This window comes from Persicobacter diffluens, assembly GCF_036244895.1.
In the GTDB taxonomy this organism is placed as follows: Bacteria; Bacteroidota; Bacteroidia; order Cytophagales; family Cyclobacteriaceae; genus Persicobacter; species Persicobacter diffluens.
Genome location: NZ_BQKE01000001.1, coordinates 886,230 through 911,159, shown reverse-complemented (window position 1 = coordinate 911,159; position 24,930 = coordinate 886,230). Strand labels below are relative to the sequence as shown.

25 protein-coding genes are annotated in these 24,930 nt (G+C 40.1%); 12 read left to right on the top strand and 13 right to left on the bottom strand.

The genetic code is table 11. From position 1 onward, the window contains the following. Positions 1–11 precede the first annotated feature (11 nt). Positions 12–425 (bottom strand): DUF4296 domain-containing protein, encoded by a 414-nt coding sequence (locus tag AAA970_RS03825; RefSeq protein WP_157600808.1) that lies wholly within the window; start codon positions 423–425, stop codon positions 12–14. A gap of 150 nt (positions 426–575) precedes the next feature. Between AAA970_RS03825 and AAA970_RS03820 the strand changes: the two genes are divergently transcribed. The 3 genes from AAA970_RS03820 to AAA970_RS03810 are packed head-to-tail and all read left to right on the top strand — an operon-like array spanning position 576 to position 3,373. After that, on the top strand, positions 576–1,454 hold the full coding sequence (locus tag AAA970_RS03820) for a DUF58 domain-containing protein (RefSeq protein WP_053404075.1): 879 nt from the start codon (positions 576–578) through the stop codon (positions 1,452–1,454). Continuing rightward, the gene (locus AAA970_RS03815) at positions 1,447–2,325 is read left to right on the top strand and encodes a hypothetical protein (RefSeq protein WP_338236034.1); all 879 of its coding nucleotides are present in this window, start codon (positions 1,447–1,449) and stop codon (positions 2,323–2,325) included. The genes AAA970_RS03820 and AAA970_RS03815 overlap by 8 nt, the downstream gene beginning before the upstream one ends. Continuing rightward, complete coding sequence (locus tag AAA970_RS03810) at positions 2,318–3,373, top strand: vWA domain-containing protein (protein WP_338236033.1); 1,056 nt, start codon at positions 2,318–2,320, stop codon at positions 3,371–3,373. The genes AAA970_RS03815 and AAA970_RS03810 overlap by 8 nt, the downstream gene beginning before the upstream one ends. Positions 3,374–3,675: 302 nt before the next feature. Here AAA970_RS03810 and AAA970_RS03805 read toward each other — a convergent pair whose 3' ends face one another. Next, positions 3,676–4,263: a histidine kinase gene (locus tag AAA970_RS03805; protein WP_060685592.1), complete on the bottom strand. Its 588-nt coding sequence runs from the start codon at positions 4,261–4,263 to the stop codon at positions 3,676–3,678. A 262-nt stretch (positions 4,264–4,525) separates the two neighbouring features. Between AAA970_RS03805 and AAA970_RS03800 the strand changes: the two genes are divergently transcribed. Beyond that, on the top strand, positions 4,526–5,242 hold the full coding sequence (locus AAA970_RS03800) for a LytR/AlgR family response regulator transcription factor (protein ID WP_053404071.1): 717 nt from the start codon (positions 4,526–4,528) through the stop codon (positions 5,240–5,242). Positions 5,243–5,785: 543 nt separating this feature from the next. On the opposite strand, the gene AAA970_RS03795 is transcribed toward AAA970_RS03800, so the two are convergent. From AAA970_RS03795 to AAA970_RS03785, 3 genes are all read right to left on the bottom strand, one after another. Next, positions 5,786–6,472 carry a hypothetical protein gene (locus tag AAA970_RS03795; protein WP_053404070.1) on the bottom strand — a complete coding sequence of 229 codons (687 nt, stop codon included), beginning with the start codon at positions 6,470–6,472 and terminating at the stop codon, positions 5,786–5,788. Positions 6,473–6,504: 32 nt separating this feature from the next. Continuing rightward, the gene (locus AAA970_RS03790; RefSeq protein ID WP_338236032.1) at positions 6,505–6,759 is read right to left on the bottom strand and encodes a hypothetical protein; all 255 of its coding nucleotides are present in this window, start codon (positions 6,757–6,759) and stop codon (positions 6,505–6,507) included. A gap of 203 nt (positions 6,760–6,962) precedes the next feature. Beyond that, positions 6,963–7,409: a Fur family transcriptional regulator gene (locus AAA970_RS03785; protein ID WP_082304959.1), complete on the bottom strand. Its 447-nt coding sequence runs from the start codon at positions 7,407–7,409 to the stop codon at positions 6,963–6,965. 93 nt (positions 7,410–7,502) lie between these two features. On the opposite strand from AAA970_RS03785, the gene yidD reads away from it, so the two are divergent. Next, positions 7,503–7,733, top strand: a complete 231-nt coding sequence (gene yidD / locus AAA970_RS03780; RefSeq protein ID WP_071932169.1) for a membrane protein insertion efficiency factor YidD — start codon at positions 7,503–7,505, stop codon at positions 7,731–7,733. Here yidD and AAA970_RS03775 read toward each other — a convergent pair. Both AAA970_RS03775 and thiL read right to left on the bottom strand, forming a co-directional pair. Further along, the gene (locus tag AAA970_RS03775; RefSeq protein WP_338236031.1) at positions 7,728–8,102 is read right to left on the bottom strand and encodes a DUF423 domain-containing protein; all 375 of its coding nucleotides are present in this window, start codon (positions 8,100–8,102) and stop codon (positions 7,728–7,730) included. The two genes, yidD and AAA970_RS03775, sit on opposite strands and share 6 nt — an antisense overlap. 8 nt (positions 8,103–8,110) lie before the next feature. Then, positions 8,111–9,154 (bottom strand): thiamine-phosphate kinase, encoded by a 1,044-nt coding sequence (thiL, locus tag AAA970_RS03770; protein WP_338236030.1) that lies wholly within the window; start codon positions 9,152–9,154, stop codon positions 8,111–8,113. Between the two features lie 153 nt (positions 9,155–9,307). On the opposite strand from thiL, the gene AAA970_RS03765 reads away from it, so the two are divergent. Next, positions 9,308–9,634 (top strand): iron-sulfur cluster assembly accessory protein, encoded by a 327-nt coding sequence (locus AAA970_RS03765; RefSeq protein ID WP_060685586.1) that lies wholly within the window; start codon positions 9,308–9,310, stop codon positions 9,632–9,634. A 170-nt stretch (positions 9,635–9,804) separates the two neighbouring features. Here AAA970_RS03765 and AAA970_RS03760 read toward each other — a convergent pair whose 3' ends face one another. After that, positions 9,805–10,107 carry a Dabb family protein gene (locus AAA970_RS03760; RefSeq protein ID WP_060685585.1) on the bottom strand — a complete coding sequence of 101 codons (303 nt, stop codon included), beginning with the start codon at positions 10,105–10,107 and terminating at the stop codon, positions 9,805–9,807. A gap of 228 nt (positions 10,108–10,335) precedes the next feature. On the opposite strand from AAA970_RS03760, the gene AAA970_RS03755 reads away from it, so the two are divergent. Then, a complete protein-coding gene (locus AAA970_RS03755; protein WP_338236029.1) occupies positions 10,336–11,895 on the top strand; it encodes a DUF4301 family protein in 1,560 nt (519 codons plus the stop codon). Positions 11,896–12,303: 408 nt separating this feature from the next. Here the strand turns inward: AAA970_RS03755 and AAA970_RS03750 are convergent, their stop codons facing one another. Next, on the bottom strand, positions 12,304–13,587 hold the full coding sequence (locus tag AAA970_RS03750; RefSeq protein WP_338236028.1) for a UDP-N-acetylmuramoyl-tripeptide--D-alanyl-D-alanine ligase: 1,284 nt from the start codon (positions 13,585–13,587) through the stop codon (positions 12,304–12,306). A 59-nt stretch (positions 13,588–13,646) separates the two neighbouring features. Here AAA970_RS03750 and AAA970_RS03745 point away from each other — a divergent pair, with 59 nt between their 5' ends. From AAA970_RS03745 to AAA970_RS03730, 4 genes are all read left to right on the top strand, one after another. Further along, on the top strand, positions 13,647–15,758 hold the full coding sequence (locus tag AAA970_RS03745; RefSeq protein ID WP_338236027.1) for a T9SS type A sorting domain-containing protein: 2,112 nt from the start codon (positions 13,647–13,649) through the stop codon (positions 15,756–15,758). Further along, entirely contained in the window at positions 15,758–16,087 is a 330-nt protein-coding gene (locus AAA970_RS03740; RefSeq protein WP_338236026.1) for a hypothetical protein, read from the top strand. The genes AAA970_RS03745 and AAA970_RS03740 overlap by 1 nt, the downstream gene beginning before the upstream one ends. 98 nt (positions 16,088–16,185) lie before the next feature. Then, complete coding sequence (locus AAA970_RS03735; protein ID WP_338236025.1) at positions 16,186–18,126, top strand: ABC-F family ATP-binding cassette domain-containing protein; 1,941 nt, start codon at positions 16,186–16,188, stop codon at positions 18,124–18,126. Positions 18,127–18,703: 577 nt separating this feature from the next. Beyond that, complete coding sequence (locus AAA970_RS03730; RefSeq protein ID WP_072159157.1) at positions 18,704–19,984, top strand: type IX secretion system plug protein; 1,281 nt, start codon at positions 18,704–18,706, stop codon at positions 19,982–19,984. A 61-nt stretch (positions 19,985–20,045) separates the two neighbouring features. On the opposite strand, the gene cas6 is transcribed toward AAA970_RS03730, so the two are convergent. The 4 genes from cas6 to AAA970_RS03710 form a co-directional block, all read right to left on the bottom strand. Next, a complete protein-coding gene (cas6, locus tag AAA970_RS03725; RefSeq protein ID WP_072159017.1) occupies positions 20,046–20,837 on the bottom strand; it encodes a CRISPR-associated endoribonuclease Cas6 in 792 nt (263 codons plus the stop codon). Between the two features lie 294 nt (positions 20,838–21,131). Continuing rightward, complete coding sequence (gene ychF, locus AAA970_RS03720) at positions 21,132–22,229, bottom strand: redox-regulated ATPase YchF (RefSeq protein WP_053404060.1); 1,098 nt, start codon at positions 22,227–22,229, stop codon at positions 21,132–21,134. Positions 22,230–22,252: 23 nt separating this feature from the next. Then, positions 22,253–23,344: an AI-2E family transporter gene (locus tag AAA970_RS03715; RefSeq protein ID WP_338236024.1), complete on the bottom strand. Its 1,092-nt coding sequence runs from the start codon at positions 23,342–23,344 to the stop codon at positions 22,253–22,255. Between the two features lie 113 nt (positions 23,345–23,457). Next, the gene (locus AAA970_RS03710) at positions 23,458–23,796 is read right to left on the bottom strand and encodes a DUF3276 family protein (RefSeq protein WP_053404058.1); all 339 of its coding nucleotides are present in this window, start codon (positions 23,794–23,796) and stop codon (positions 23,458–23,460) included. A 200-nt stretch (positions 23,797–23,996) separates the two neighbouring features. Between AAA970_RS03710 and AAA970_RS03705 the strand changes: the two genes are divergently transcribed. Beyond that, positions 23,997–24,902, top strand: coding sequence for a DUF58 domain-containing protein (locus tag AAA970_RS03705; protein WP_053404057.1), 906 nt, complete (start codon positions 23,997–23,999; stop codon positions 24,900–24,902). Positions 24,903–24,930 lie beyond the last annotated feature (28 nt).

Genomic DNA, 24,930 nt, shown 5'->3' with positions numbered 1-24,930 from the left:
CTTTCGCTTCCTTAATCCTGAGGCTCATTTTCCTTCGCCTCTTTTAACTTATCTTTTTTCTTACTCGCCTTTTCCTTATCGTTTGCCACTCGTTCTTTCAAGCTCAGGCTGTCCACAATGGCGGAATAGAAGGTTTCCATGGTCTCTGGAAAGTGAAGATAATATTCTAAACTTTGGCGGTAATCAACCGAATCAATATCATGCTGCTGGTAAACTAGAGGTTCTAACTCACGATAAAGCACTTTTGCAGAATCTCTTCCCACCCGCACTTCTTTTACCTTGGCCTCCAAAATATAGAAGTCCATCATGAGTTGTATCATCTCATTTTCAGACAACAAGCCCTTGGGCTTATCTACTTTCACTTTTTCTTCTGAACAGCCCAAAAGACTACAGAATAGAACCGATAACAAAAAATATTTTTTCACAAGTGCAAATTAGGCGAATACTTTCTAATTTTGAAAATACAGCATTGGACAATATCCATATCATCTGAGGAATAAATGATATTTAGGCCAATGATTTTAAAAAAATACCAATGTTCGGATTCAGCGCCGACCTTCAAAAAATAGGATAAGGTGAAAGAAATTTTTCAAAAAATACGTAAGTACGAAATTCGAATCAGAAAGGCGGTAAAGAGCCACATGCAGGGAGACTACCATTCCATCTTTAAAGGAAGCGGATTGGAGTTTGACGATGTGCGTTCCTACCAATATGGGGATGACATCCGAAGCATCGACTGGCATGTGACCGCCAAGGGACATGGCACCTATGTCAAAACATTTAAGGAAGAAAAAGAGCAGACCGTTTTCTTTTTGGTGGATGTGAGTGCATCCCAGCAAATTGGTAAGCAAGGGAAGCAAAAAATAGACATCACCAACGAGATTACCAGTGTGCTGGCGCTCTCTGCAGTGAAAGAGGGCAGTTCGGTTGGGGCAATTTGTTTTTCTGATCAAAAGGAAAAGTATATAAAACCCGGAAAGGGAGAGTCTCAGGCTTATCAGTTGATCAGCAGTTTGTATAAACTGGCCCCAAAATCCAAAAAAACCAGTTTGGAGCGGGCCATGCAGTATTGTCTGAATTTGATCAAAAGGCGATCGGTAATTATTCTGATTTCAGATTTTATCGATGAGGGCTATGAAAAAAACCTGAAAGCCTTGGCCAAAAAGCATGACTTGGTGGTTTTGCATATCTTTGATCAACGGGAGACCAAACTCCCCAGATTAGGCATCATTCCGCTCTATGATAAAGAATCTCAGAAAACCATTTGGGTGAATACTTCCTCTCCTGCTTTCCGAAAAAAAATTCAGGATAAGTATGGGGACAGCCAAAACAAACTCAAGGATTTTTGCCAAAAATACGAGGCCAATTATCTGAGAGTAGACACGGAAGATGACTACGTCCCACAATTAATCAAACTTTTCAAAGTCAGAAATTTAAGTAAGAAAAATGGCTAATCGCTTTTGTATTTTTTTAGTGAGCTTTCTTCAGCTGGCTTTTTTGGGAAAAACCCAGGCACAGGAAATTGAGCTAGACGGATTTTTCCTGAGGGATTCAGTAATGATAGGGGAAGATTTAACGTATATCGTTACGGCCCATTATCCCATGGATCTGAACATCCTGTTTCCGGATTCCCTATACAACTTTCATCCTTTTGAGTATAACTCCAGAGAGGTTTACACTACCGTCACCACCGAAGGGATCAGTACAGATAGCATCGTCTATCACATCTCTACTTTTGAGACCGATAGCCTTCAGCAACTCTCCGTACCCATTTACTGGGTGCAGGAAAAAGACAGTGTTCCGGTATTTACACCCATGGCTGAGATCAACTTCAAGCCCAGCCTATTGACTATGCCGGACTCCATTGCGTTGGAAACAGCAGCCGATTACTACCCGGTTATTTATCCCTTCAATTACCCTTATTGGATGGCCGGGACCGGTATTTTGCTTTTCCTAGCCATCATCACTTTCGGATTATTTGGGGGTAAAATCAAGCGCCTGTTTAACATTCGCAAGCTGGAGCGTCAGCATCGACAATTCCTGGGCAATTTTGACCAGCATACATCCAAGAGAGAGGAGGAAGCGCTTTCTTCCTTATGGAAGCATTATATGGAAAAAGTGGACAATCGTCCCTATCCTAAATTGACCACCAAAGAAATTGGAAAAATTCTCCAGCAGCCGGAAGTTTTGGAAACCCTCCGTCTTATTGATATGAATATTTATAGCCAACAAGCTCAGCAGATTGACACCCAAAATTACGACCGACTAAGAGATCTGGCCATTAGCAAATACGAGGACAAGCTCAACCAATTAAAAAATGACTGAAGTAAATAACGCATTGGATCATGAATGGTGGAGTTTGCAATGGTTTACTCCATCCATATTAAATAATTTCACCTGGGAATTCAGCTGGGTATTATTTCTAATTTTTCTCATCCCCCTGCTTTTTATTCTAAAGTGGTTGCTGAACATTAAGCTGAAGCAAAGACTTCCTATTGCCCTCACCAAAAGGGAACTACAATGGAGTGCGATTACGCTTCTGCGGTTTATTCCACCTTTGTTTTTTGCGCTTGCCATGGCCCTTTTGTTAATCGCATTGGCAAGACCGCAGAAGACCAATGAAAGAGTGGAACAATGGACCGAAGGGATTGACATCACCATGGTCGTGGATATTTCCGGATCCATGCAAATCGAGGATTTCAAACCCAATCGATTAGTCGCTGCCAAAAAAGTGTGCTCTGACTTTGTTAAGGGCCGCTTTCAGGATCGCATCGGATTAGTCATTTTCTCCGGAGAGGCCTATTCATTGGCACCACTCACCACAGACTACAAATTACTGGAAGAGTATATTGAGGAAATTGATTTTAAAATGATTGCGAATGACGGAACGGCCATTGGTTCCGCCTTGGCCGTAGCTACCAACCGTATGCGGGATGGTGATGCTAAATCAAAAGTGATTATTTTACTATCTGATGGAGAAAATACCGCTGGTAATATTGACCCGATTACAGCAGCAAAATTAGCAGCAGCCTATGGAATCAAAATCTATACCATTGCCATTGGAAAAGAAGGTCGAGTGCCCTGGGGGAAAGATTTCTTTGGACGCCCGAGAATGGTGGACAATACCCTGGATGAAACCACCCTTCGTGAAATTGCAGATATTGGTTCCGGGCAATTTTACCGGGTATCCAACAATAAAGCGCTGGAAAATGTCTTTGATGAAATTGACCAGTTCGAGAAAGCAAAAATCATGGAGACCCGTTTCAAAGACACTCAGGACTTCTATGACGTATATTTGAAGTGGGGCATTATTTTTCTGCTTTGCTTTATCGGCCTGAAGTCTTCTTTTATGAACAATGTGCTGGAAGATTAAGCCGAATTATTCATCGCTAGATCTCGTGGTGTGTTTAGAAAACGCTCATTACCGATGCGCGGTGGTTAATTTTGCTGATTCTTAAATAGCCCGAAATTGGCTAAGCTTGCATTCACCTCCTTCCATTCATCTGCTTTGTTGAAAAAACCGAAATAGGCAAAATTCTTTCATTTTCCCGTCTAGCAGCTAAACGAGGATGGAGGCCGGAATAATCAGCTTTAGAGATTCTTCATAAACCCTTAAAGAAAAGGTCGTCCTGGAATACAGGGCGACCTTTTCTTTTGCTCAATGAGAAAATAATTTTAGGCATCCACCCAGGGCGTCAATACCACCCCAACCACATACTGATTCAGGCGTTCCTCCACAGAAACTTTAAACTGCCCTTTATATTCGGTTCTTAAATTTTCTAAACAGGCATCTAACTCCGCACTAAAAACTGATGGCTTAAAATTATCCGGTTTCAGAATCTCTAAGACCAAGTCAATATTATTTTCTTTGGCGTGTAAATGAACGGAAAAACCCAATTTATCGACTACTCTACGCTGCAACATTTGAAAGGATAGGCTCAAAAGTGGAAAAAAAACACAGGGTGAGATGTAATGATTTCTATCTATTGAATAAATAAAATTAATGTCTAATTGATTATTGAAGCGTAATCGCTGCAAATAAAAATACGATTTTAAAAACTGAACCTCTTCTTCAATAGATATTTTATCCAATTTTGCAACCCGATACTGATACCTGAAAAAATCGGATAATTTAACCAATGAATCGGTTAACCTACCATCCTCCAATAAGGACATAGAATATAGATTATTCAACGTATTGAGCAAAAACTCGTCACCAACCTGGCCGAGCATACTCCTTTCTATTTCCCATTTTACACTCATGTATTTTTCTTTTCTGTTCTAAAGTATAACCCAGAAAAATGAAAATTGCTCAGCCTTTTCGGATCAAATAAAAATTTGAATTATTACCTAAATATCAAAAGGATCAAACATGTAAGTTTCAACAGGAAATTAATCTCAAAATACTCCCCCAAACCCGCCCAACATTTTGATTTTCATCGTGTTAAACTTACAAAGCCTTACGGCATTTTTTCATGACCAAATTATTCCACCACCCTATAAACCGATATTATTTCTTCTCTATATGAAAAAACTTAAATGCATCATCGTAGATGACGAGCCTCTTGCGCGAAATATCATCCAGAAGTTCGTCGAGCAAAATGAAGCGCTAGAGCTCTGTGCAAACCTGGAGAATGCCATTGATGCACTCAACTACATCAACGAAAACCCGGTCGATCTAATATTTTTAGATATTCAAATGCCAGAGCTAAACGGAATTGATTTTATGAAAACCCTGGTGGACAAACCCATGATTATCATGACCACCTCGGATCCGAGCTATGCGCTTGAATGCTATGAATATTCTGTGGTGGACTATCTATTAAAGCCCATCACCCTACAGCGTTTCCTCAAAGGAGTCAACAAAGCTTTAACGACTTACAATAAGGCGCCTTTGGAAGAAGTGGAGACCAATAAAGAAGAAGGCCCTTCTTTAATTGTGAAAGAAAACGGCATTAACCACCGGCTTTTTTTCGACGAAATTTATTATGTAGAAGCATTTGGTAACTATTTAAAAATTCATCATCCGAACAAAGTTTACATTCAGACCGAAACCATGATTCGCATCATGGAACAACTGGACGAAAGATTCGTCAGAATTCACAAATCCTTCATTACCAATACCGATAAAATTCAGAAAATGACCAGCAATCGGGTACAGGTAAATGGGGTGGAATTGCCCATCGGGAACACCTACAAAAATGGGCTCCGAGATAAAATGTCAAAAGTTGTATTCCAATAAATAAAAAAGCCGCTTTCAATAAAGCGGCTTTTCTTTTAGCTCATTTTTTCATCAAAGTAATAGCGAAACCTTTACCTCCACTCCCTAAGCCGAATTACTCACTGCTAAATTCATCAAAGCAAACCAAGAAACTTATCTTCAACTTATTACCCGTATCTTTCTCTGCTTTTTAATAGCCCCAATTTCGGCAAGCTTGCTTTCGCCTCATTCATCTGCTTCGTTAGAAAAAACTCGAAACAGGAAACTGGCCTTTTATTTTCTCACCCTGCAGCTAAACGCGGATTGAAGCAGGCATTATTCGGACTAAATCTAGCGATGATTATTGAGGTCAACTACCACAAGCAATCAAATAGAACCTGATTTGAAACTGGACCTTTCCTATAGTATGTCCATTTTCAGTTTTATTAAAAAGCCCGATAAGAAGCGGCTTTATACTTCCCCACCTGAACAATGATGCTGTTCCCGCTAATCAATAGATATCATTTCTACAAGAAGCGTATTTTCTTTGAGAATTTTGGCTATTGAAAAACCTCCGAAAAACTTCTATTCATTGCTGATTTTAAGGGCCACCAGGCTTTTCCCCTGATTCTTTAGTGCCTTCACCTGTTTATATTCCCGAACCTGTATTTGGCTAATGTCTACCCAATGATCCAATAAATATTGCTGCACCTTATCCATAAAAAGCGATAATTTCCGGTCCTCTTTTCCATTACTTCCCTGAGATTCCAAATTCACCTGAAACTGCCGGTTAGCAATCAGCGCATCTACAAATTTATCCAAAACTAATTTATCCCTGATATCTAGTTCAGATTCATTTTTTTCTACTTCTACCTCCCCTTCCATATCCTCATAATTGGACTGTAATTCGGGATTATTATTTACCTCCAAAGGATGTTGAGCCTGCTGCAACTCCTTCAGATTTACAATAAAGACGGTATCGGAATTGACGTGATTTAAATCAATGGGAATATCTCCGAGTTTAATATAGCCAACGGGTTCACTGACAAATTCCATTTCTTCCCCGTTTGGCATAACCAAACCGTAGAAGAAGAGATTATCGTTCAATTTTTTTGCTCTGATCAGCACCTCTTCTGGCATCTCCTCCAGCATCATTTGCTGAGCTTTATTAAAATGAAAGTGAGTGGAATCATCATAGCAGGCTGAAGATGCCTGAACAGTGTAATGAAGAACAAACAAAAAGCTGGCAAGAAATATTATAGTAAGTTTCATAAGGATTAAAATCAGGAGTAAAAAAACATGGACTAGCGTCCTTTTCGTTGAAGCTTAATAATGCGTTTATCATGCTTCTCACTTTTTTTCATGAGCTCTCCCTGAAACTTCGCCAACTTCCTTTGAAACTTTCGGCGATCTCTAATCGCAGATTTTTGGCGCTTAACCGAAGTTTTTTTGGTTTTAACGATTTCTTTTTGGTGCTGCTTACCACCGGCAGAGGCTATTTCCGGAAGCGTCCATAAGGACAAAGCCAGAAATAATGAAAATAAAGTTCTCAAAATCATAGAGTTAGGTTTACCCGAATCTATCAATCTTTATTCCATCTCCTTTTTTATCTCGAAAACTAGTCTCAACAGAGACAATTCCTTACCAAAAGCTTACATCAACTTCGAAATGTATTATTTTGTCAAAAATATGAACAAAAAAAATCCCAAATCTGGAATTAGTTCCAAATTTGGGATTTCCCTATTGTATCTATGCTTACGCTCTACTCTTCTTTTCCACGTTTACCGTAAAAATTTAAGGAATGCGCATCAATCTTGATGTTATATAAGTCCTCAACGGTTTTTTTGATTTGCTGAATTCTTGGATCACAAAATTCCAAAATCTCCTCAGTGTCTGTAAGGATTATATGATCATGTTGCTTATTTCCATAGGAACTTTCATATAAGGCCAAATTCTTACCAAATTGATGGCGCGTCACCAAATCACATTCAATTAAAAGATCAAGGGTATTATAAACCGTCGCACGAGAGACACGATAGTTCTTGTTCTTCATGTTAATGTATAAAGACTCCACATCAACATGCTCATCACGAGAATATATTTCCTCCAAAATCGCAAAACGCTCTGGCGTTTTACGAAGGGAGTTATTTTCTAAATACTTGGTAAATATATTTTTTACCTCCTCAATACGAGCGGGTGAGTTTTTCATAGGATCGAATTTACGAAGAATCGACAAAAAAAAGCGTATATTTCTTTTCAGAACAAAAAATATTTGGGCATCCTTTCCCCAAATTAAATCAACATGAAAAGCATTATATCCAAATTCTTAATTCTACTAGTGAATATTTACAAATATGGGATCTCTCCATTATTCCCCCCTTCTTGTCGCTACACCCCTACTTGTTCTTCTTATATGATAGCGGCTATCCAGACCCACGGTCCTTTTAAAGGATTATGGCTGGGCCTGAAGCGCATATCAAGATGCCATCCCTGGGGAGGAAATGGACATGATCCTGTCCCCCCAAAGTTATAGTTTTTGCCAGCAGGCAATAGCAAACAGCAGCCAGGCCGCAATAAAACCCATCCCTCCAAAGGGGGTGATTGCTCCTAATTTAGAAATATTGGTCAAACACAATGCATATAGTGAACCGCTAAATACTAGCATACCAAAAATATTGGCATAAAAACTATAATGAGCCAGATTTCCTGAAATTTTAGGGTAGAGCAGCCCCAATATCATCATCAACATTACGTGATACATCTGATATTTCACAGCTGTTTCAAAAGTATCTACTCGACCATGAGTCTGAAGAATGGACTGAAGCCCATGTGCTCCAAATGCCCCGATCATCACGGTCAGGGCACCCAAAGCAGCTGCAGTGGTTAATATGAGTTTTTGCATACAAAAGATTACATATGGGTAAAGCCTTGTGCTTTTAATGGATAAACGTTGCCTTGTTTACTGACTAAATTCCTTCCCTTTTCCAAATCCTGAATATAACCAATGGTGTGGACATCCGGCAGATTTTTAATCTTTTCGTAGTCATCCTGCTTAATACAAAACAGCAATTCATAATCTTCTCCTCCATTCATTGCGGCAATAACAGGATCTAACTGAAATTCCACTGCATTCTCATAGGTAATCTGGTGGATGGGCAATTTATCCTCAAAAACATTCACCCCAACATTACTTTGCTTACTGATATGCATCAGCTCTGAAGCCAGTCCATCCGAAATATCCATCATAGCGGTGGGCACCACTCCTAATTTCCCTAACTCATGTATCACATCCATACGAGCCATAGGACGCAACTGTCTTCCCACCACATAATCATATTGCTCCAATTTCGGCTGCATATTAGGATTAGCCTTAAATTCCGCCTTTTCACGCATTAAGACCTGCAGTCCAATATAGGCTGCGCCCAAATCCCCTGTGGCGCAGATAATGTCCCCGGAAGAAGCACCGCTTCTTTTCACTACCGTATCTTTTTCTGCGGTACCGATAGCCGTAATGCTGATCATTAATCCACCGGGAGAGGAAGTGGTATCTCCCCCCACCAGGTCAACGCCAAAGGTATCACAAGCTTTTTGAATTCCGTCATAAATGGCATCTACTGCTTCCACTGAAAAACGATTACTCAAAGCCACATTCACGGTAATCTGCTTCGGAATCGCATTCATCGCCGCAATATCTGAAATATTCACCGACACCGACTTAAAACCCAGATGCTGCAAAGGCATATAGCTCAAATCGAAATGAATGCCTTCCACTAACATGTCGGTGGAAATTACCTGATAAAAATCCCCACAGTCAATGAGTGCTGCATCATCTCCAATTCCAAGTGCCGTTGAAGCCTGCTTGTGTGTTTTAAAATTTTCAGCAATCCGGTCAATAATCCCAAATTCCCCCAAAGCCCCAAGCTCTGTTCTTTTATTATTATCAGCTGTTGACATATCTCAAATATTAAAAACAATTTGGCTAAAACTACAATTTTTCATTCTTGGCCGCCAATTGATTATATTTGCAAAAATGCCTAAACTTTTGGATAGCGCCAAACGTTTGAGCGTTTAGCCTAAAACAGTAATAACCCACTGAAAGAGAAAAAAATGATTAATATAACAGAAAAAGCCATTTCACAACTACAGGTGCTAAGGCAAGAAGAAGGAAAAGATGAAAATCACCACCTGCGCGTTTCGGTAAAAGGAGGCGGATGTTCCGGCTTGATGTATGATTTGGGATTCGATGATAAGGTGGTAGAATCTGATCAGGTATTCGAGGACAAAGGGGTTAAAATCCTTGTCGATAAGAAAAGTCTCCTTTATTTATTGGGAACAACGCTGGATTTTTCCGATGGCCTGAACGGCAAAGGGTTTCAGTTCATTAATCCGAATGCGACAAGAACTTGTGGCTGTGGAGAAAGTTTCTCTGTTTAAGAGAAAAAGCAGAAAAATATTACGCCCGAAAAAAAGCTCGATTAATTTCGAGCTTTTTCCATTTATCAGACATTTATTTTTCAAAAAACGCCATAATCAAAATTTTAAAACAAATTGACGGGTAAATAAAAAATTAATCACCCGAAAAATTTTTACTGATCTTTTTTCAATTAAGAAATATAATCCACCACTTTTCTATCTGAAATTACCTTTTTTATAAATTCCAAGACTTCTAAATGGGCCGGGTGAGCTGCATATTCTTTTAATCCCGCTTCATCATTATGCAAAGTGGTCAGTACCAAATCATAAGCAGCTGGAGTTGAATTGAAATTTATGCCGACCTCTATCTTTTTCAATGCTTCAATTTCAGAAGGCAAAGCCTCTAATAAGTCCTTGATTTTCTGCGCATTTTCCTGCCTATTTTTCCCCTCTGCCTCCGCATGAAGCTTAAACATTACAATATGAGTAATCATAGATTTTTTTGTTAATTTGCGTAAAACTATTGTTAAATTTATTGTAAATTTCGGTTCAAAAAAAAGACATAAATCACCCTTAGCTCGCCTAAAATGCAATCGAAAACGTTTTCGAATATCATTGAAATCCTTAACTTTAGGCCTGCTGGTTGATCAGTTGTTACTAATCAAATTTATCGCAGATAAATCATTTTTTCCCCCTAACACACCAAACCAACTATTTAGTCTATGCCAACAATTGAAAAGACAAGCTTCAGTGATGAAGTTCTAGCTCAATTTGAAGAAAGAGGAATTTCTACGGAGGCGGTATTAAAGCAAATCCAAAATTTTCATGAAGGCTTTCCTTTCATGGAAATTCTGAAAGCAGCTACCATCAGTGATGGAATTTTAAAGCTTGATGAACAGGAGGTTCAGGAATTTGTCAATATCTTCGATGAAAAAATCAAGTCCACGGATGTTTACAAATTTATTCCGGCATCCGGTGCTGCCACCAGAATGTTTAAAAACCTTTTTGGTTACAAAGACAAATACCGCGATTATTCCCCTTCTGCGGCTGATTTAATAGAAGACAGTAATGTAGCTCCAGCTTATAATTTCTTTGACAATATCCAAAAATTCGCCTTCTATCAGGAGCTTAAGGAACAATTAAGCGTTGAGGGAATAGATTTGGATATTGCGGCAGAAAGGCATCATGTAGCGGTGATGGACAAAGTACTGGGCAAAGGAGGTATGAATTATGGCGTTCTACCAAAAGGCTTATTGAAATTTCATTCATACGCAGACCATGTAGCCACCCCGGTGGAAGAGCACCTGAAAGAAGGAGCGGCTTACGCGAAGCAGGAAAATGGCTTGGTGCAGCTGCACTTTACGGTATCTCCCCAACACCTTGAGGCCTTCAAAGCTCATGTGGCGGAGGTTAAGGGCAAATACGAGAAAACCTTTGGCGTGAAATATGAAATCAGTTATTCTATTCAAAAGCCGTCTACCGACACCTTAGCGGTGGATATTAATAATGAACCTTTCCAGGAAGAGGGGAAAATTCTTTTCCGCCCGGGAGGACATGGAGCGCTGATTGAGAACCTGAATGAAATTGACGCAGAAGTCATCTTCATCAAAAATATCGATAATGTGGTGAATGACCGTGTTGTGGCGGACACCATCACCTATAAAAAAGTTTTGGCAGGGGTAGCGATGAAGGCGCAGGAAAAGATTTTCCAATATTTAGAAATGCTGGAAAATCCGGAAAACCTAACAGCTAATGATATTGCCGAAATCACCCGATTCGTGGAAGACGAGCTTTGCACCATTTCTCATTTGAAAAATCCGGCTCGTGCTACCCGCGTAGAATGGTTGAAGACAAAATTGAATCGTCCTATTCGGGCTTGCGGAATGGTAAAAAATGAAGGGGAGCCGGGTGGCGGTCCTTTCTGGGCCATCAACAATGATGAAACCATTTCTTTACAAATTGTAGAGTCCTCTCAGATCAATTTACAAAGTCTGGAAAAATTAGAAATTGTAAATAATGCGACTCATTTCAACCCGGTGGATTTAGTCTGCCTGGTAAAAGATTATAAAGGGAATAAATTCAATTTAAAAGATTTTGTAGACCCAAAGACGGGCTTCATTACCTTGAAATCTCGTAATGGAAAAGACATCAAGGCGCAGGAACTTCCCGGCCTATGGAACGGTGCCATGTCTGATTGGAACACTATTTTTGTAGAAGTACCCATTAGTACTTTTAACCCGGTAAAAACGGTGAATGATTTATTGAGATCCAATCACCAGTAAGAAAAGAGAAAAGGGCTATCGGAGTTCCGGTAGCCCTTTTTAGTGCTGAACACTTTCAAAATCACGAAATTGAAAATTAACGTGATGCCGTATTATATTTTACAAATTGGATTGATTGGTTTTTAAAATATCCAATACCACTTTTTCTAAGCCGAATTATTCATGCCATAATCTATGTATAACTGCAAGGCGGGAAAAATGAAGGAATTGCTCCCCATGTCGAACTTCCCCAACAAAATAGGTAATTGAGGAAAAAGTAAACGCTCCCCAATCTGAGCAATGGACAAATCAGCAAAACCACTCGAATCAACCTCACATGCAACACCTAAGGACAAGCCCTCAAATCTATCGGTAAATAATTCGGCTGAATTCAAAAATGCTTCGAATACGGTGGATTCAAAAACGCCATTAATGAAACTGTTCCAATAAACTCTCCAGGCCCATAGACCGGGATGCCTTTATCAATAACAATCCTTCAGTAATGGGATGTGCCTCTAAGTAGTGTACCAAATCCGACTTCTTGAAGAAATGATGTCCGCCGGGAAATTCCCTTTTGGCAGCCGTCATAAACTCCCCGACAAAAAAGGATTCAAAACTATAATCTTCACATTGCTGACCAACCTCTCCATGTGCCTGATCTTTCTCTTCCCCAAGCTCATACATATCTCCAAGGATCACATATTTGGGTTCCCCGGACATCTGACTCAAGTTCTTTAAGGCCACCTCCATGGAACTTGGATTGGCATTATAGGCATCCAAAATAATGGTTAAATCCCCCTTCTGAATAATCTGGGAGCGATTATTCTCCGGTATGTAATTACGAATACCCTCATTTGCCTGCGCGGGAAGGACATTAAACCATTTCCCCACAGCCAAAGCTGCCGCAATATTCTCAAAATTGTAATCCCCAATCAGATGAGTCATCACTTCTTCCCCATTCTCGGAACGATATTCCACAAAAGGATTAGCCTCAATAAAATCCACCTGTACGCTGTCCCCTTTATTGGGATACATTATGGGCTCGGCAAATCGGCGGGCCATATTTTCAAATAGCGGATTATTGGAGTTGATAAAAGCCTTTCCGTCATTAGCCAAAAGGAACTGGTACAGCTCACTCTTCGCCCGTAAGATATTTTCAAAACCTCCAAACTCCCCAATATGCGCCCTGCCGATATTGGTAATCAATCCAAAATTGGGCTCCGCGATTTCACATAGCTCCCGAATGTCACCAAGCTTATTGGCTCCCATCTCTACTATGGCCAACTCAATAGATTCATCCCAAGCTAAAATCGTCAAAGGCACCCCAATATGGTTATTGAAATTCCCCACCGTAGCATAGGTTTTATATTTTTGAGAAAGCACCGCATTCACTAATTCCTTGGTAGTGGTTTTCCCATTGGAACCTGTTATCCCCAATACCGGAATCCCCAGTTGGCGACGATGATAGGTTGCTAATTGTTGCAAACACTTTAAGCCGTCCTCCACCAGAATAAATCGCTCATCTAAGGCAAATTCCGGCTCATCCACTACAGCATATCTGGCACCACTTTCCAAAGCCTGTAAGGCAAAGCGATTGGCATTGAAATTTGGCCCTTTAAGGGCAAAAAAGATATTATCCTTCAGAATTTTCCGGGTATCGGTATTCACCCCAGAACATTCTTTATATTTTCTATAAATTTCCTCTAAATTCATTTGATGCTGCTATTCTTTTTTTAGAATTACGTTAAGTTATAAAAAAAGCCTGTTTTTTAATGCCCAACTTTCTCCAATACCTTCCCTTTCTGCTGTTTTTTTCCACTTCGGTTTCCATTGGGCAGCCCAGCTATCAATTTGACTTTTCATTTCCCCTAAAAAGCAGTGTCCAAAAATCATTAGCCTGGGCGGGAGGACTAAATAGCCCACAAATTAATAATTTTGACTTAGACGGAGATGGTATTGACGATCTGATCCTATACGATCGGGACAATAATCAATTAAAGACCTTTATCTGGAGAGAGGATCATTATGAATTTTCGCCCGAAAGCGCCCTCCCCTTCCCCACCGACATTTCCGGCTGGCTACTCATTCGGGACTTTAACCAAGACGGAAGGCCGGACATTTTCACCAAGCAATTATTTGGAATTTCAGTTTATGAAAACACCAGCAGCGGTGGAAACCTTTCATTTGAATTAGTAGCGGATCCATTGATCTCGCTCAGCAGTGGTATTTTTCAGAATTTACAGTGCTCCTCTACCGACATTCCGGTGATTCAGGACATTGATGCCGATGGAGATTTAGATATATTGGTTTACAATTTTGCGGTAGGTGGATTTGTCCGTCAACATGAAAATTTTTCCATGGACAGAACAGGAGTCGCCGGGCTTGACTTCGAACTGGTCAGCAAAAACTGGGGGACTTTTGAAGAATGTGATTGTCAACATTACGCATTCAATGGGGAAGGATGCGGACAAGCACCCCTAAAAATAGAGCATGTGGGCGGAAAAAGTCTTACCCTCGTGGACCTCAATAATGACGGCCTATTGGATTTACTTGCAGGTCATGAGCAGTGCCCTGAACTATACTTTTTACCTAACACGGGAACACCGGAACAAGCCCTTTTCGAATCCTTCGAAGCTCCGTTCAAAGGCATCAATTTCCCTTTCTACCCCACCGCTTATCAGGTAAAACTTTATGGCAGTGAAAAACCCTCCATCATCGCCAGTAGTAATATTTTGGATGATGAAACGCTGGATATTGACTTTCAGAATACTGTCTGGCTATTAGAAACCTCCAATGGTGACTTGGAACTTACCTCCACCAATTTTCTTCAGGGGGAAATGCTGGATTTTGGAAGCCATGCCTCCGCCGTTGCGATGGATTGGGATCAGGATGGCCTAAAAGACCTTATAGTTGCTGCCCAGCATCCATCGCAGAACGCTAAAAGTGCCGCTCAACTATTCTGGCTAAAAAATACAGGCTCCAATACTGCCCCTCAATTTGAAATGCAAAGTAATCCGCCTATTGATCTTAGCATGCTTAACCGCACTTTCCCTCAATTGCAAGTCTTCGATTATGATGGAAATGGACAGGAGGACTTACTGATAAATGTGCATTCTGAGGACCAAAGGCGAAAAGAATTATACTGGGTAAAATCCGGTGGAAGTCTGTCCGATTTAAATCCCATCTCCATTGAATTCCCGACCAATCAGCACATCAGAGCTTCGGATAATTTCTATTTTTATAGAAAAGAGGGGAAGGTGAATTTGGTAATCGCCAGAACAGAGGGCCGCTTAGAACTTTGGGAAGTCAATCAAAATCAGGCGATATTGATCAATAAAAGCTTTTTGGGAATTGAAGACGATTTTACAAAAGCCAAACCTGATATCTGCATTTTCAATTATGAGGATGACTTCACTTTAATCAAAACGGATCTTAGCGGCAATATTTCCTGGATTCAGAATATTCATCAGGAACCCCAATTTTATCCCCATTTGTGGAGCACTAATGAAACCAGCACTGCTTTCCGGCTGGGAGAGGGCAATCATCTGAATCCGGTATTTTGGGAAACCCATGCAATGCCCTACTTACTCCTTGGGCAAAAATCCGGTGGCTTGCTTTGGCTAAAACCCGGAACCGAAAATCAACAAGCTTGGGAAGTAAACTGCTACCCTAACCCTGTGAATAAAGGAAGTGAAATTACAATATACAGTAATCAGAATGCGGAAGTACACCTTTACAATATGGCCGGGCAGGCGCTCATACCCGCATTTAAGATCTTTGCTTTTCAGGAAGAAAACTATCCCATCAAGCTGCAGGAAGGATTATATTTGCTTTCTTTTAAATCCGAGAGGGGGATTATCACCAAAAAAATTGTTGTAGATTAATGTCAGATTTTTTTCACATCCATTTTCACTGTTGGGAAAAAGCACCACAAGGATTTCAACCCATTCCTGATCTTCAAACTTTCGACGCCAATATCGCCGCTAAAAGCAATTTACTTTCCTGGGACAACTTTTCATCACTTCCTTTAAGCTCCCTTCTTTCGGATAATACGCCCCATTGTGTTTACTTTTCCGGCACAGGGAAATCGGGCAAAAGCCTGATGGATTTTATCAATTACCTTCGCCAGCATCCGCCAGAGGAAATCCGCCTGCTGGAAGCCAATCAATTTTTGGAAAAAATCATAAAAAAGATCCCCAAGCGAGAGGATTAACCCTTTTTCCCGGCTAATACTGTGAGGAACCATCATTTCCTTATAAATTTGTATTTACTCCGGTTTTGGAGCTTGCTTACTCATTGAAGAAAATACAAATGCTAGCGATAAATAACCTTACCTATTACATCGGCGGACGCCCCATTTATTTTGAAGCCTCTTTACATGTGAAGCCCAAAAATAAGATCGCGCTTATCGGTGCCAACGGAGCTGGTAAATCCACCCTGCTCCGCATCATCGCAGGAGAATACACTCCGGATGAGGGAGATGTCACCAAAAGTAAGGAAACCTCTATTGGTTATTTGAATCAGGATTTATTATCCTTTCAATCTGACGACAGCATTCTTCATATCGCCATGAGCGCTTTCTCCGAGGCTTTAAAAATTCAATCCGATATTGAAGCCTTGATCCAAAAAATGGAGACTGCCTATGAAGAGCGTATGGTGGAAGAGCTGGCCACTTTACAGGAAAGGTTTGAAACACTTGGTGGTTATAGCCTGAAATCAAAGGCGGAGGAGATTCTGGAAGGAATCGGTTTCAGAACGGAAGAATTGGAAAAACCCTTGAGCCAATTCTCCGGTGGATGGAGAATGCGCGTAATGCTGGCCAAATTACTTCTGGAAAAGCCCGCATTGCTAATGCTCGATGAGCCCACCAACCACCTGGATTTACCTTCTATTCAATGGGTGGAGAATTATCTGAAAAATTATGAAGGCGCAGTCATTGTAGTATCTCACGACCAACAGTTCCTGAATAACTGCACCAATATTACAGTGGAAGTCTCCGGCGGAAAACTCAATTTATATTCCGGGAATTATGACTTTTACAAAGAAGAGAAAGTAGCCAGACAGGAAGTTCAGCGAAATGCTTTCGAAAATCAGCAACAAAAAATAAAGGAAACCGAACGTTTCATTGAACGCTTCCGCTCCAAAGCCACCAAGGCCAGACAGGTACAATCCAGGGTAAAAGAATTGGAAAGGATGGACATGGTAGAGGAAGTACAAGAGTCCAAAGCCAAGGTGAATATTCGCTTCACCTTTTCTCAGGCATCGGGAAGGTTTGTGGCCACATTTGACAAAGTGGACAAACGTTACGATCAGCTGGAAATCCTAAAAAATGCCACTGGCGTAGTTGAAAAAGGTGATAAAATTGCACTTGTAGGTGCCAATGGTAAAGGTAAGTCTACCCTGCTGAGAATTATTATGGGGACAGAGCCTATACAAAGCGGGGAAGCAAAACTTGGCCATAATGCCATTCCCTCTTTCTTTGCTCAGCATCAATTGGAATCTTTAAGTCTGGAGAATGACCTGGTGGAGGAGCTAAAACAAACCGGCACCACCAGAACAGAAACGGAATTAAGGTCCATACTGGGTGCTTTTTTGTTCAATGGGGACGATGTTTTCAAAAAGATCAAAGTGCTTTCCGGTGGAGAAAAATCGAGAGTAGCCCTGGCAAAAGTCCTTATTTCTGAAGCCAACTTCCTATTACTCGATGAGCCGACCAACCACCTGGACATTCAATCGGTGAACGTATTGGCACAGGCACTTCAAAACTATGAAGGATCCCTGCTACTTGTTTCTCACGACCGGAACTTCATCGAACAAGTCGCAAATAAAATCTGGTATATAGAGGAAGGTCAAATAAAGGAATATCCGGGCAACCTTCAGGAATATAATGCCTGGATGGAAAACCGAAGATTAGCTGAGCAGTCCAGTGATAGTGAATCAAGCGCTGAGGATGAAAATGAGAAGCCTTCCAAAAAGCAGGAATACTCTCAATCTGAAAGAAAAAATATTCAGCGAGAATTAAGAAAGGCACAGAAGCAATTAGATCAGGTGGAAGGGAAGTTAATGGAAATGGAGGTAGACCGCGAAGAGCTGGAAGCTCAATTAGGAAAACCTGAAATTTATGCTGATAACGATAAGGTAAGGGAAATTTCCCAAAAACTCGATGAAATTAAAGCGAAAGAAAAACAGCTAAATGAGGATTGGGAACTCCATGCCACCGCTGTGGGAGATTTAGAGGAAAAACTACTGTAAATAAAAAGCCCTCAGGTGGTATCCACCCACTTCAGGGCTTTTTTAATGCCTAGCTGCTTCGGTGACCATTGGCAAAGGCCAATTTACTTACCGCCATACCCGGGAAGCCAAACTAAACAACCCACTACTCACTATTAGCGCATGGCGGTTTTTTTTATTGATTTTATGATAGTCCAAATTAGGGTGAGCTTTCTTTTATCCCGAATTATTCACCGCAATTTATTTATTTAGTGCAGGTGGTTTATTTTCAGGTTATTATAATTTATTTTCTTTGGTTTATAATAGCCCCAGTTTGGGCAAGCTTGCTTTCTCCTCATTCATCAGTTTCGTTGGAAAAAACTCAAAACAGGAAACTATTCCTTCATTTTTTCCACCTTACCGCTAAACGAGGATTTAATCATGAATAATCTGGGTTAATTCATCTGCTTCTCTGGAAAAAACGCGTACAGGGAAAAATTCTAGCTTTATTCCCGCCTTACAGATGAAGGACGATTTAAGCGTCAATAATTCTGCCTTAAAAATTAAATTATAATTTCCCGTCTATGATGATTATATTCAAAAAATTCTACTGTTGTATATGAATAAAAAATACTACCTGCAGGCTTTGCTGCTCATGTTGTTTTGTGCCCCTCTTCAATCATGGGCCAAAAAGACCAAAATGCTTTATCGAGATCATGTTTACGAAGATCGGATAAAAGGAGTAAAGATATTTCCTAAAACAAATGACCCCATCGGAATGATGATCGCTCCGGTAATCCCTATTGGGAGTGGCATTCAGCTGGTATTGGAGTTTGATGATATCAATGAAGATTATGAAGAGTACCGGGCAAAAATCATTCATTGCAATTATGACTGGAAACCCTCCAATTTGGTCAATATGGACTATTTGGATCAGTATAATGAATTTAATGTGACGGAATATGAGTTCTCTGAAAATACCCGGGTAGAATACGTAAAATATCAATTTCCTATTCCAAGACTTAAGGAAACCGGTAATTATTTGGTAGCTGTTTACCGCGATGCTGATCCGGAAGATTTAATTATCACTTCGCGTTTTGTAGTCTACAGAAATGTGGCCGCCATTAATTCAGAGGTCAGACGATCTGATTTAGTAATGAACAGAGACATCAACCAGCAGATTAATTTCGGCATTAATTATGGTTCCTATACCGTTTCAAATGCCTTCACTGATATTAAGGTGGTGCTACGCCAAAACCAAAGATGGGACAACGCTATTTTTAACCTGGAGCCCACCAATGTACGCAATGACCTAGGGCAGATTGAATATAATTTCTTTAATGGTGAAAATAATTTTATAGCAGGTAATGAATTTCGCTATACCGATTTAAGGTCAGTCTCCTATACGGGAAGGAATGTGGCCAGAATACGCCGTGAAACGGATATGAACTATGCCATGCTAAATGTTGATCAAAACAGAATGGGGCAACCTTATGTCAGCTTTGAGGATCAAAATGGACAATTCTTTCTTGAAAACGTGGGATTGGAACAAGGTTTAAGCGGTGCCGATTACGTTCAGGCCACCTTCAGACTAGAAGCAGAAAATATTGCCAGCGGAGACATTTACCTCATTGGAGCTTTTAGCAATTGGGAATTGCAGCCCAAACTAAAAATGAAAAAGAACCCAAACTCCGGATTATATGAATGTACTACCCTTTTAAAGCAGGGATTCTACAATTATCAATACGTAATTTTGGGAGGAGGACTTCAGTGGTGGGAGCTAGAGGGTAGCTTCTGGGATACTGAAAACGATTATGATATCATCGTTTATTATAGAGGCCCTACAGATCGTGCCGATCAGGTGATAGGGTATAAGACCTTCAATTCATTACAACAATAAATAACATTCGTTTTCCGCTGGTGTCCTGTGAGGTTCCAGCGGAAGACGCGTTATTCATTTTTTACCACTCGTAGCGAGTCGTTCTGTTAGTCAGATCAGTGTTGGCTACATCCAACATTCCAAGACCTTTATGGGTAAAAGCACCCAAGCCGCTATGGAATACAAATTCCTGAACTTCTTTCGCTGCATAAAGAGTAAAGGGGAAGGTATAACCTCGCACTTCATACTTCACATCCTGATCGTAAACAGGATAGATTCTCGCGAATTTCTTCTGACTCTCTTTAATTTTTCTCAGATATTCGGCATCAGGAACAACCTGGAATTTAGTAAACTCAGCAAGTTGCTCGGTGGAGTAATGACCATAATCTGCTAAACGCCCCATAGTAGACTCATAGAGCATGTCGGAGAAGTCTTCCGTTTCCGGAGAAATAAATCTTTTTCCCTGAGAATCATTAAACCCAGGCACAATCAACACCAAAGGAGAGATACAAATAAACTTTGTTTCTTCCGTAAGCGCTGGGGTTTCTTCTTTTTCTACTCCCTCAGGGATTAAAATTAGATTACCCACTTCAACCGTAGGAAATTTAAACAACTCCGTCAGGAAGTAATTAATAAATTCCTGATCTGTAGAAGAAAACACCAATGTTACACGACTGGAAAAGAAGTGTAGCCCATTTCGGCTAATTTTGGTTTGACCCTTTAGTCCGGAAAAATTATAGTGATTGAAGCCACGGTATTTTTCATTCCCGCCTCTAACTACAATTCCCTTAACCAATTGCGCTAATAAAAACTGATGATGAAAAGGAACATTTGCTCCTTTATTTTTCAAAATAAATACAATACGAATTCTCAAGCCTTCTGAATTTTTCAGTTGAAAAAAATTGTAAAAAACTTTACAAGCATGGAACGATGCTCACATCGCTGGACACTGCTGTAACTACGGGCTTTTACTAAGGTTTAAACTAACCGTGAAATATTCGACTAATTTAAAATAATTCCTTTAAAAAATAACATCAATTAGATTTTTATTAGGAAATAATAACCCAGCAAACACACCCTGAAACTACAAATGAGAGGAAAGAATAATGCCTATCCTTTCCTCAAATTTCAACTTCAGGAGCTCAATACAAGCTCCTTTTAAGTTCTATTAAACGTTAAAACGGAAATGCATAATATCTCCGTCCTTTACGATATATTCTTTACCCTCTATTGAAATTTTACCATTTTCACGGCAACCCGCTTCGGTTTTAAATTCCTGATAATCGCCCAATTTAATGACTTCAGCCTTGATAAAGCCACGCTCAAAATCAGTGTGGATGACCCCAGCTGCCTGTGGCGCTTTCCATCCTCTTTCAATCGTCCAGGCACGAACTTCCTGAACCCCAGCGGTGAAGTAAGTAATCAGGTTCAGGATCTCATAAGCAGCGCGAATCAATCTGCTCAAGCCAGACTCCTGTAAGCCATACTCCTCCAGGAACATATCACGCTCCTCTTTATCCTCAATCTCTGCTATCTGAGATTCAATAGCCGCAGATACGGTAATGACCAAAGCGTTTTCGTCTTTCACGCCTTCACGCAAAGCATCTACGAATTCGTTTCCAGTGTGAATACTTTCTTCATCCACATTGGCCACATAAATCACCGGCTTAATGGTCAGCAAATTCAAATGACCAATAATTTCAAGATCTTCCTCTGAAGCTTCAACTGAACGGGCATTATTGCCGTTCTCCAATGCTTCAGTATACATTTTTAAAACCGCTACCTCACGCTTTGCGTCTGCATCACCTGATTTAGCAATTTTCTCTACCCGCTGAAGACGTTTTTCAATAGACTCCAGGTCTTTCAACTGAAGCTCAGCATCAATCACCCCTTTATCCGCCATTGGATCAACGCGACCATCCACGTGTACAATGTTTTCATCATCAAAACATCTTACCACGTGCGCAATAGCATCTACTTCACGGATATTGGCTAAAAACTTATTCCCTAAACCTTCCCCACGGCTGGCTCCTTTCACCAAGCCCGCAATATCCACGAATTCCATAGAAGTAGGAATTACCCTTTGAGGATTAACCAGGGCCTCCAATTCACCAAGGCGAGGATCCGGGACAGAAATCACCCCTACATTTGGTTCAATAGTACAAAAAGGAAAGTTGGCCGCTTCAGCCTTATTATTAGCCAAAGCATTAAAAAGCGTCGATTTCCCCACATTGGGTAAACCTACAATACCACATTGAAGTGCCATATGCGATTTATAATATAATTATTCTAATTCCGATTAAAAATATAGTACTGTTTGTAGCTTTCACGAAGCTCTACAAAAGTAACGCGCAAAATTGTATAGGCAGGTATAGCGAAAACCATGCCCACAATGCCTAATAAGTTTGCGCCTGCAAAGATAATAATAAATATTTCAAGAGGATGCGCTTTTATACTTTTTGAAAAAATAACCGGCTGCAAGACTAAATTGTCTATTAATTGTACCAAGCCAAAGACCGATGCGATCTTAATAATCATGATTAAATAATCGTGATAAGTAAAAAGATCTACACTGGTAGAAATTCCCACAATAATCCCAAAAATCGCCCCTAAGAGTGGCCCAAGGTAGGGAACAAGGTTGGCAATTGCGGCAAAAAGCGCAATTGTGGCCGCATACCTAATATTGACAATCGTAAGGCCAACTGCGGCCAAACCAAAAATGGAGAACATTTGCAATTGCAACCCTAATAAATAATTAGTCAACAGCTTTTCTGCTTTTTGGAAAGTAGAAACAAAAAGCTCAAAATATTTATTGGGAACGAAGGAAATCGCCTTTCTTCGGAGGTAACCGTTTTCCAGTAAAAAGAAAAAGCTGATAAAAAATACGGCCAGTACGCCAACCAATAAGTTTCCGGTCAAAGAAATGACATTATTCACCAAGGTGGAAAACTCGATGCTGCTAAAAAGTTCCTCTATACTATTGCCAATAGCACTTTCCAAAAAGCCAACAGGCTTACGGCTAAGTCCATTCTCTATTAAAAAGTCTTCCACATAAGCAATAGGCTCCAAGACTTTGTCAATGAGATCATCCACATTCAGTTTGCTTAAAACGTCAATCTGCTCAGAGATGAGGGGCACAAACAGCAATATAAAGAGCGTAATGACGGCACTAAAAATGAGATAAGACAATAAAACAGAGGTGACCCGCGACAGTCTCCAGCCGGAAGCTCTGCGTTGGGAAAAATAATTCGTTAGCGGACTAAGGAAGGTGGAGACAATCAGTGCTATGGTCACATAAACGAAAATATCCGAGAAGAGCCAGGCAAGCCCAATGAATATGAGAAAACCAAGAATTACATAAAGGGTCAGATTGTGCCGCATTTCATTCAGTGCTATTATTCGCTAACTTTTAAATCAAAAAACCCGACAATTGATAAAAATTGACGGGTTTATTTTTTTCAGATCTATAAAGACCTACTTCTTATTCTTCGGAATTAGACATTCCACTTAACTTCTTCATCATACGAATTGTCCGAAACCTCATCATTTTCATCAAATTGAGAAAAATCAAAATCAGGCATCAACTCTTCCTTCACAAAACCTACTGTGTCTTGCAGGGCATTAATGAATTTGTTAAAATCTTCTTTGTACAGGAAAATTTTATGTTTTTCATAAAACTGATCACCATCGTCTTTAAAACGACGCTTGCTCTCTGTAACTGTTAAGTAATAATCATTAGAGCGCGTTGCTTTAACGTCGAAAAAATAGGTTCTTTTTCCAGCACGTACCCTACGCGAGTATATCTCACCCTTATGATCCTTGTGCTCTTCCACAATCCAATTATTTAAGTGTCCAACAATTCGTTAAAAAAAATGTAAAAATCACACATATGATAGGACTAATATAAAGCTCCTCCTTGTTAAGTTGCAAGTCTAAGCCCATAAAATTTAATATTTTGTATAATAATTTCAAAAATAAAGTGACGCACCGAAGCAGATTTCCGTTATAATTGTAAGTATTTTTTTTAATTAATATGAAAATCGATCTCTCCTCCATCAATCAATTTGGGTCACTGGAATTATTAGCCAAGCAACTGGTAGAAGGCTTTATTACAGGTTTACATAAATCTCCCTATCATGGTTTCTCTGTAGAATTTGCGGAACACAGGCTCTACAATGCCGGAGAATCCACCCGGAATATTGACTGGAAAGTATATGCAAAAACGGATCGGTTGTATTCCAAACGATTCGAAGAAGAGACCAACTTGCGATGCATGCTTGTAGTAGACAACTCTCCTTCCATGCATTATCCACGTCCACAAAGAGATAAAATCAAATTCTCTCTGCTTCTGGCCGCTAGCCTGGCTCACCTGCTTCAAAAGCAAAGAGATGCGGTGGGCTTAACCACTTTCTCTGAAGATCTGGAGATTCAGACGCCTGTAAAATCTTCCGGCACCCACTTGCATAAGCTGCTTTTACAAATTGAGCAAATTATGGAGGAGCCGTCTGAAAATAAAAGCACGGATGTTCCGCATGTGTTACATCAAATTGCGACTAAGCTTCACAAACGTTCCCTGGTCATTATCTTCAGCGATATGTTTGACCGCAGGGAAAATCAGAATCAGCTATTTCAGGCACTGCAACACCTCAAACATCAACGACACGAAGTTTTACTTTTCCATATTACGGATCATAAAACAGAAATGGATTTTGAATTCGAGGATCGCCCTTATGAATTTATTGATGTGGAGAGTGATCAGGTGATCAAGGCACACCCAAGCCAAATTCGGGAATATTATCAGAAAGCCACCAAATCCTATTTTGAAAAACTAAAAATGAGGTGTGGCCTGGCAAAAATTGATTTTGTGGAAGTTGATATTAATGGAGATTATGAACAGGTATTGCTCTCCTATTTATTAAAAAGACAAAAAATGGTATAAAACAAAAAAAGCGGGGATCTACCCGCTT

Coding starts and splice junctions, on each gene's coding strand:
- AAA970_RS03815 (WP_338236034.1), top strand. CDS start 1,447: ATGGCTAATCGCTTTTGTATTTTTTTAGTGAGCTTTCTTCAGCTGGCT.
- AAA970_RS03810 (WP_338236033.1), top strand. CDS start 2,318: ATGACTGAAGTAAATAACGCATTGGATCATGAATGGTGGAGTTTGCAA.
- AAA970_RS03805 (WP_060685592.1), bottom strand. CDS start 4,263: ATGAGTGTAAAATGGGAAATAGAAAGGAGTATGCTCGGCCAGGTTGGT.
- AAA970_RS03800 (WP_053404071.1), top strand. CDS start 4,526: ATGAAAAAACTTAAATGCATCATCGTAGATGACGAGCCTCTTGCGCGA.
- AAA970_RS03795 (WP_053404070.1), bottom strand. CDS start 6,472: ATGAAACTTACTATAATATTTCTTGCCAGCTTTTTGTTTGTTCTTCAT.
- AAA970_RS03790 (WP_338236032.1), bottom strand. CDS start 6,759: ATGATTTTGAGAACTTTATTTTCATTATTTCTGGCTTTGTCCTTATGG.
- AAA970_RS03785 (WP_082304959.1), bottom strand. CDS start 7,409: ATGAAAAACTCACCCGCTCGTATTGAGGAGGTAAAAAATATATTTACC.
- yidD (WP_071932169.1), top strand. CDS start 7,503: ATGAAAAGCATTATATCCAAATTCTTAATTCTACTAGTGAATATTTAC.
- AAA970_RS03775 (WP_338236031.1), bottom strand. CDS start 8,102: ATGCAAAAACTCATATTAACCACTGCAGCTGCTTTGGGTGCCCTGACC.
- thiL (WP_338236030.1), bottom strand. CDS start 9,154: ATGTCAACAGCTGATAATAATAAAAGAACAGAGCTTGGGGCTTTGGGG.
- AAA970_RS03765 (WP_060685586.1), top strand. CDS start 9,308: ATGATTAATATAACAGAAAAAGCCATTTCACAACTACAGGTGCTAAGG.
- AAA970_RS03760 (WP_060685585.1), bottom strand. CDS start 10,107: ATGATTACTCATATTGTAATGTTTAAGCTTCATGCGGAGGCAGAGGGG.
- AAA970_RS03755 (WP_338236029.1), top strand. CDS start 10,336: ATGCCAACAATTGAAAAGACAAGCTTCAGTGATGAAGTTCTAGCTCAA.
- AAA970_RS03750 (WP_338236028.1), bottom strand. CDS start 13,587: ATGAATTTAGAGGAAATTTATAGAAAATATAAAGAATGTTCTGGGGTG.
- AAA970_RS03745 (WP_338236027.1), top strand. CDS start 13,647: ATGCCCAACTTTCTCCAATACCTTCCCTTTCTGCTGTTTTTTTCCACT.
- AAA970_RS03740 (WP_338236026.1), top strand. CDS start 15,758: ATGTCAGATTTTTTTCACATCCATTTTCACTGTTGGGAAAAAGCACCA.
- AAA970_RS03735 (WP_338236025.1), top strand. CDS start 16,186: ATGCTAGCGATAAATAACCTTACCTATTACATCGGCGGACGCCCCATT.
- AAA970_RS03730 (WP_072159157.1), top strand. CDS start 18,704: ATGAATAAAAAATACTACCTGCAGGCTTTGCTGCTCATGTTGTTTTGT.
- ychF (WP_053404060.1), bottom strand. CDS start 22,229: ATGGCACTTCAATGTGGTATTGTAGGTTTACCCAATGTGGGGAAATCG.
- AAA970_RS03715 (WP_338236024.1), bottom strand. CDS start 23,344: ATGCGGCACAATCTGACCCTTTATGTAATTCTTGGTTTTCTCATATTC.
- AAA970_RS03705 (WP_053404057.1), top strand. CDS start 23,997: ATGAAAATCGATCTCTCCTCCATCAATCAATTTGGGTCACTGGAATTA.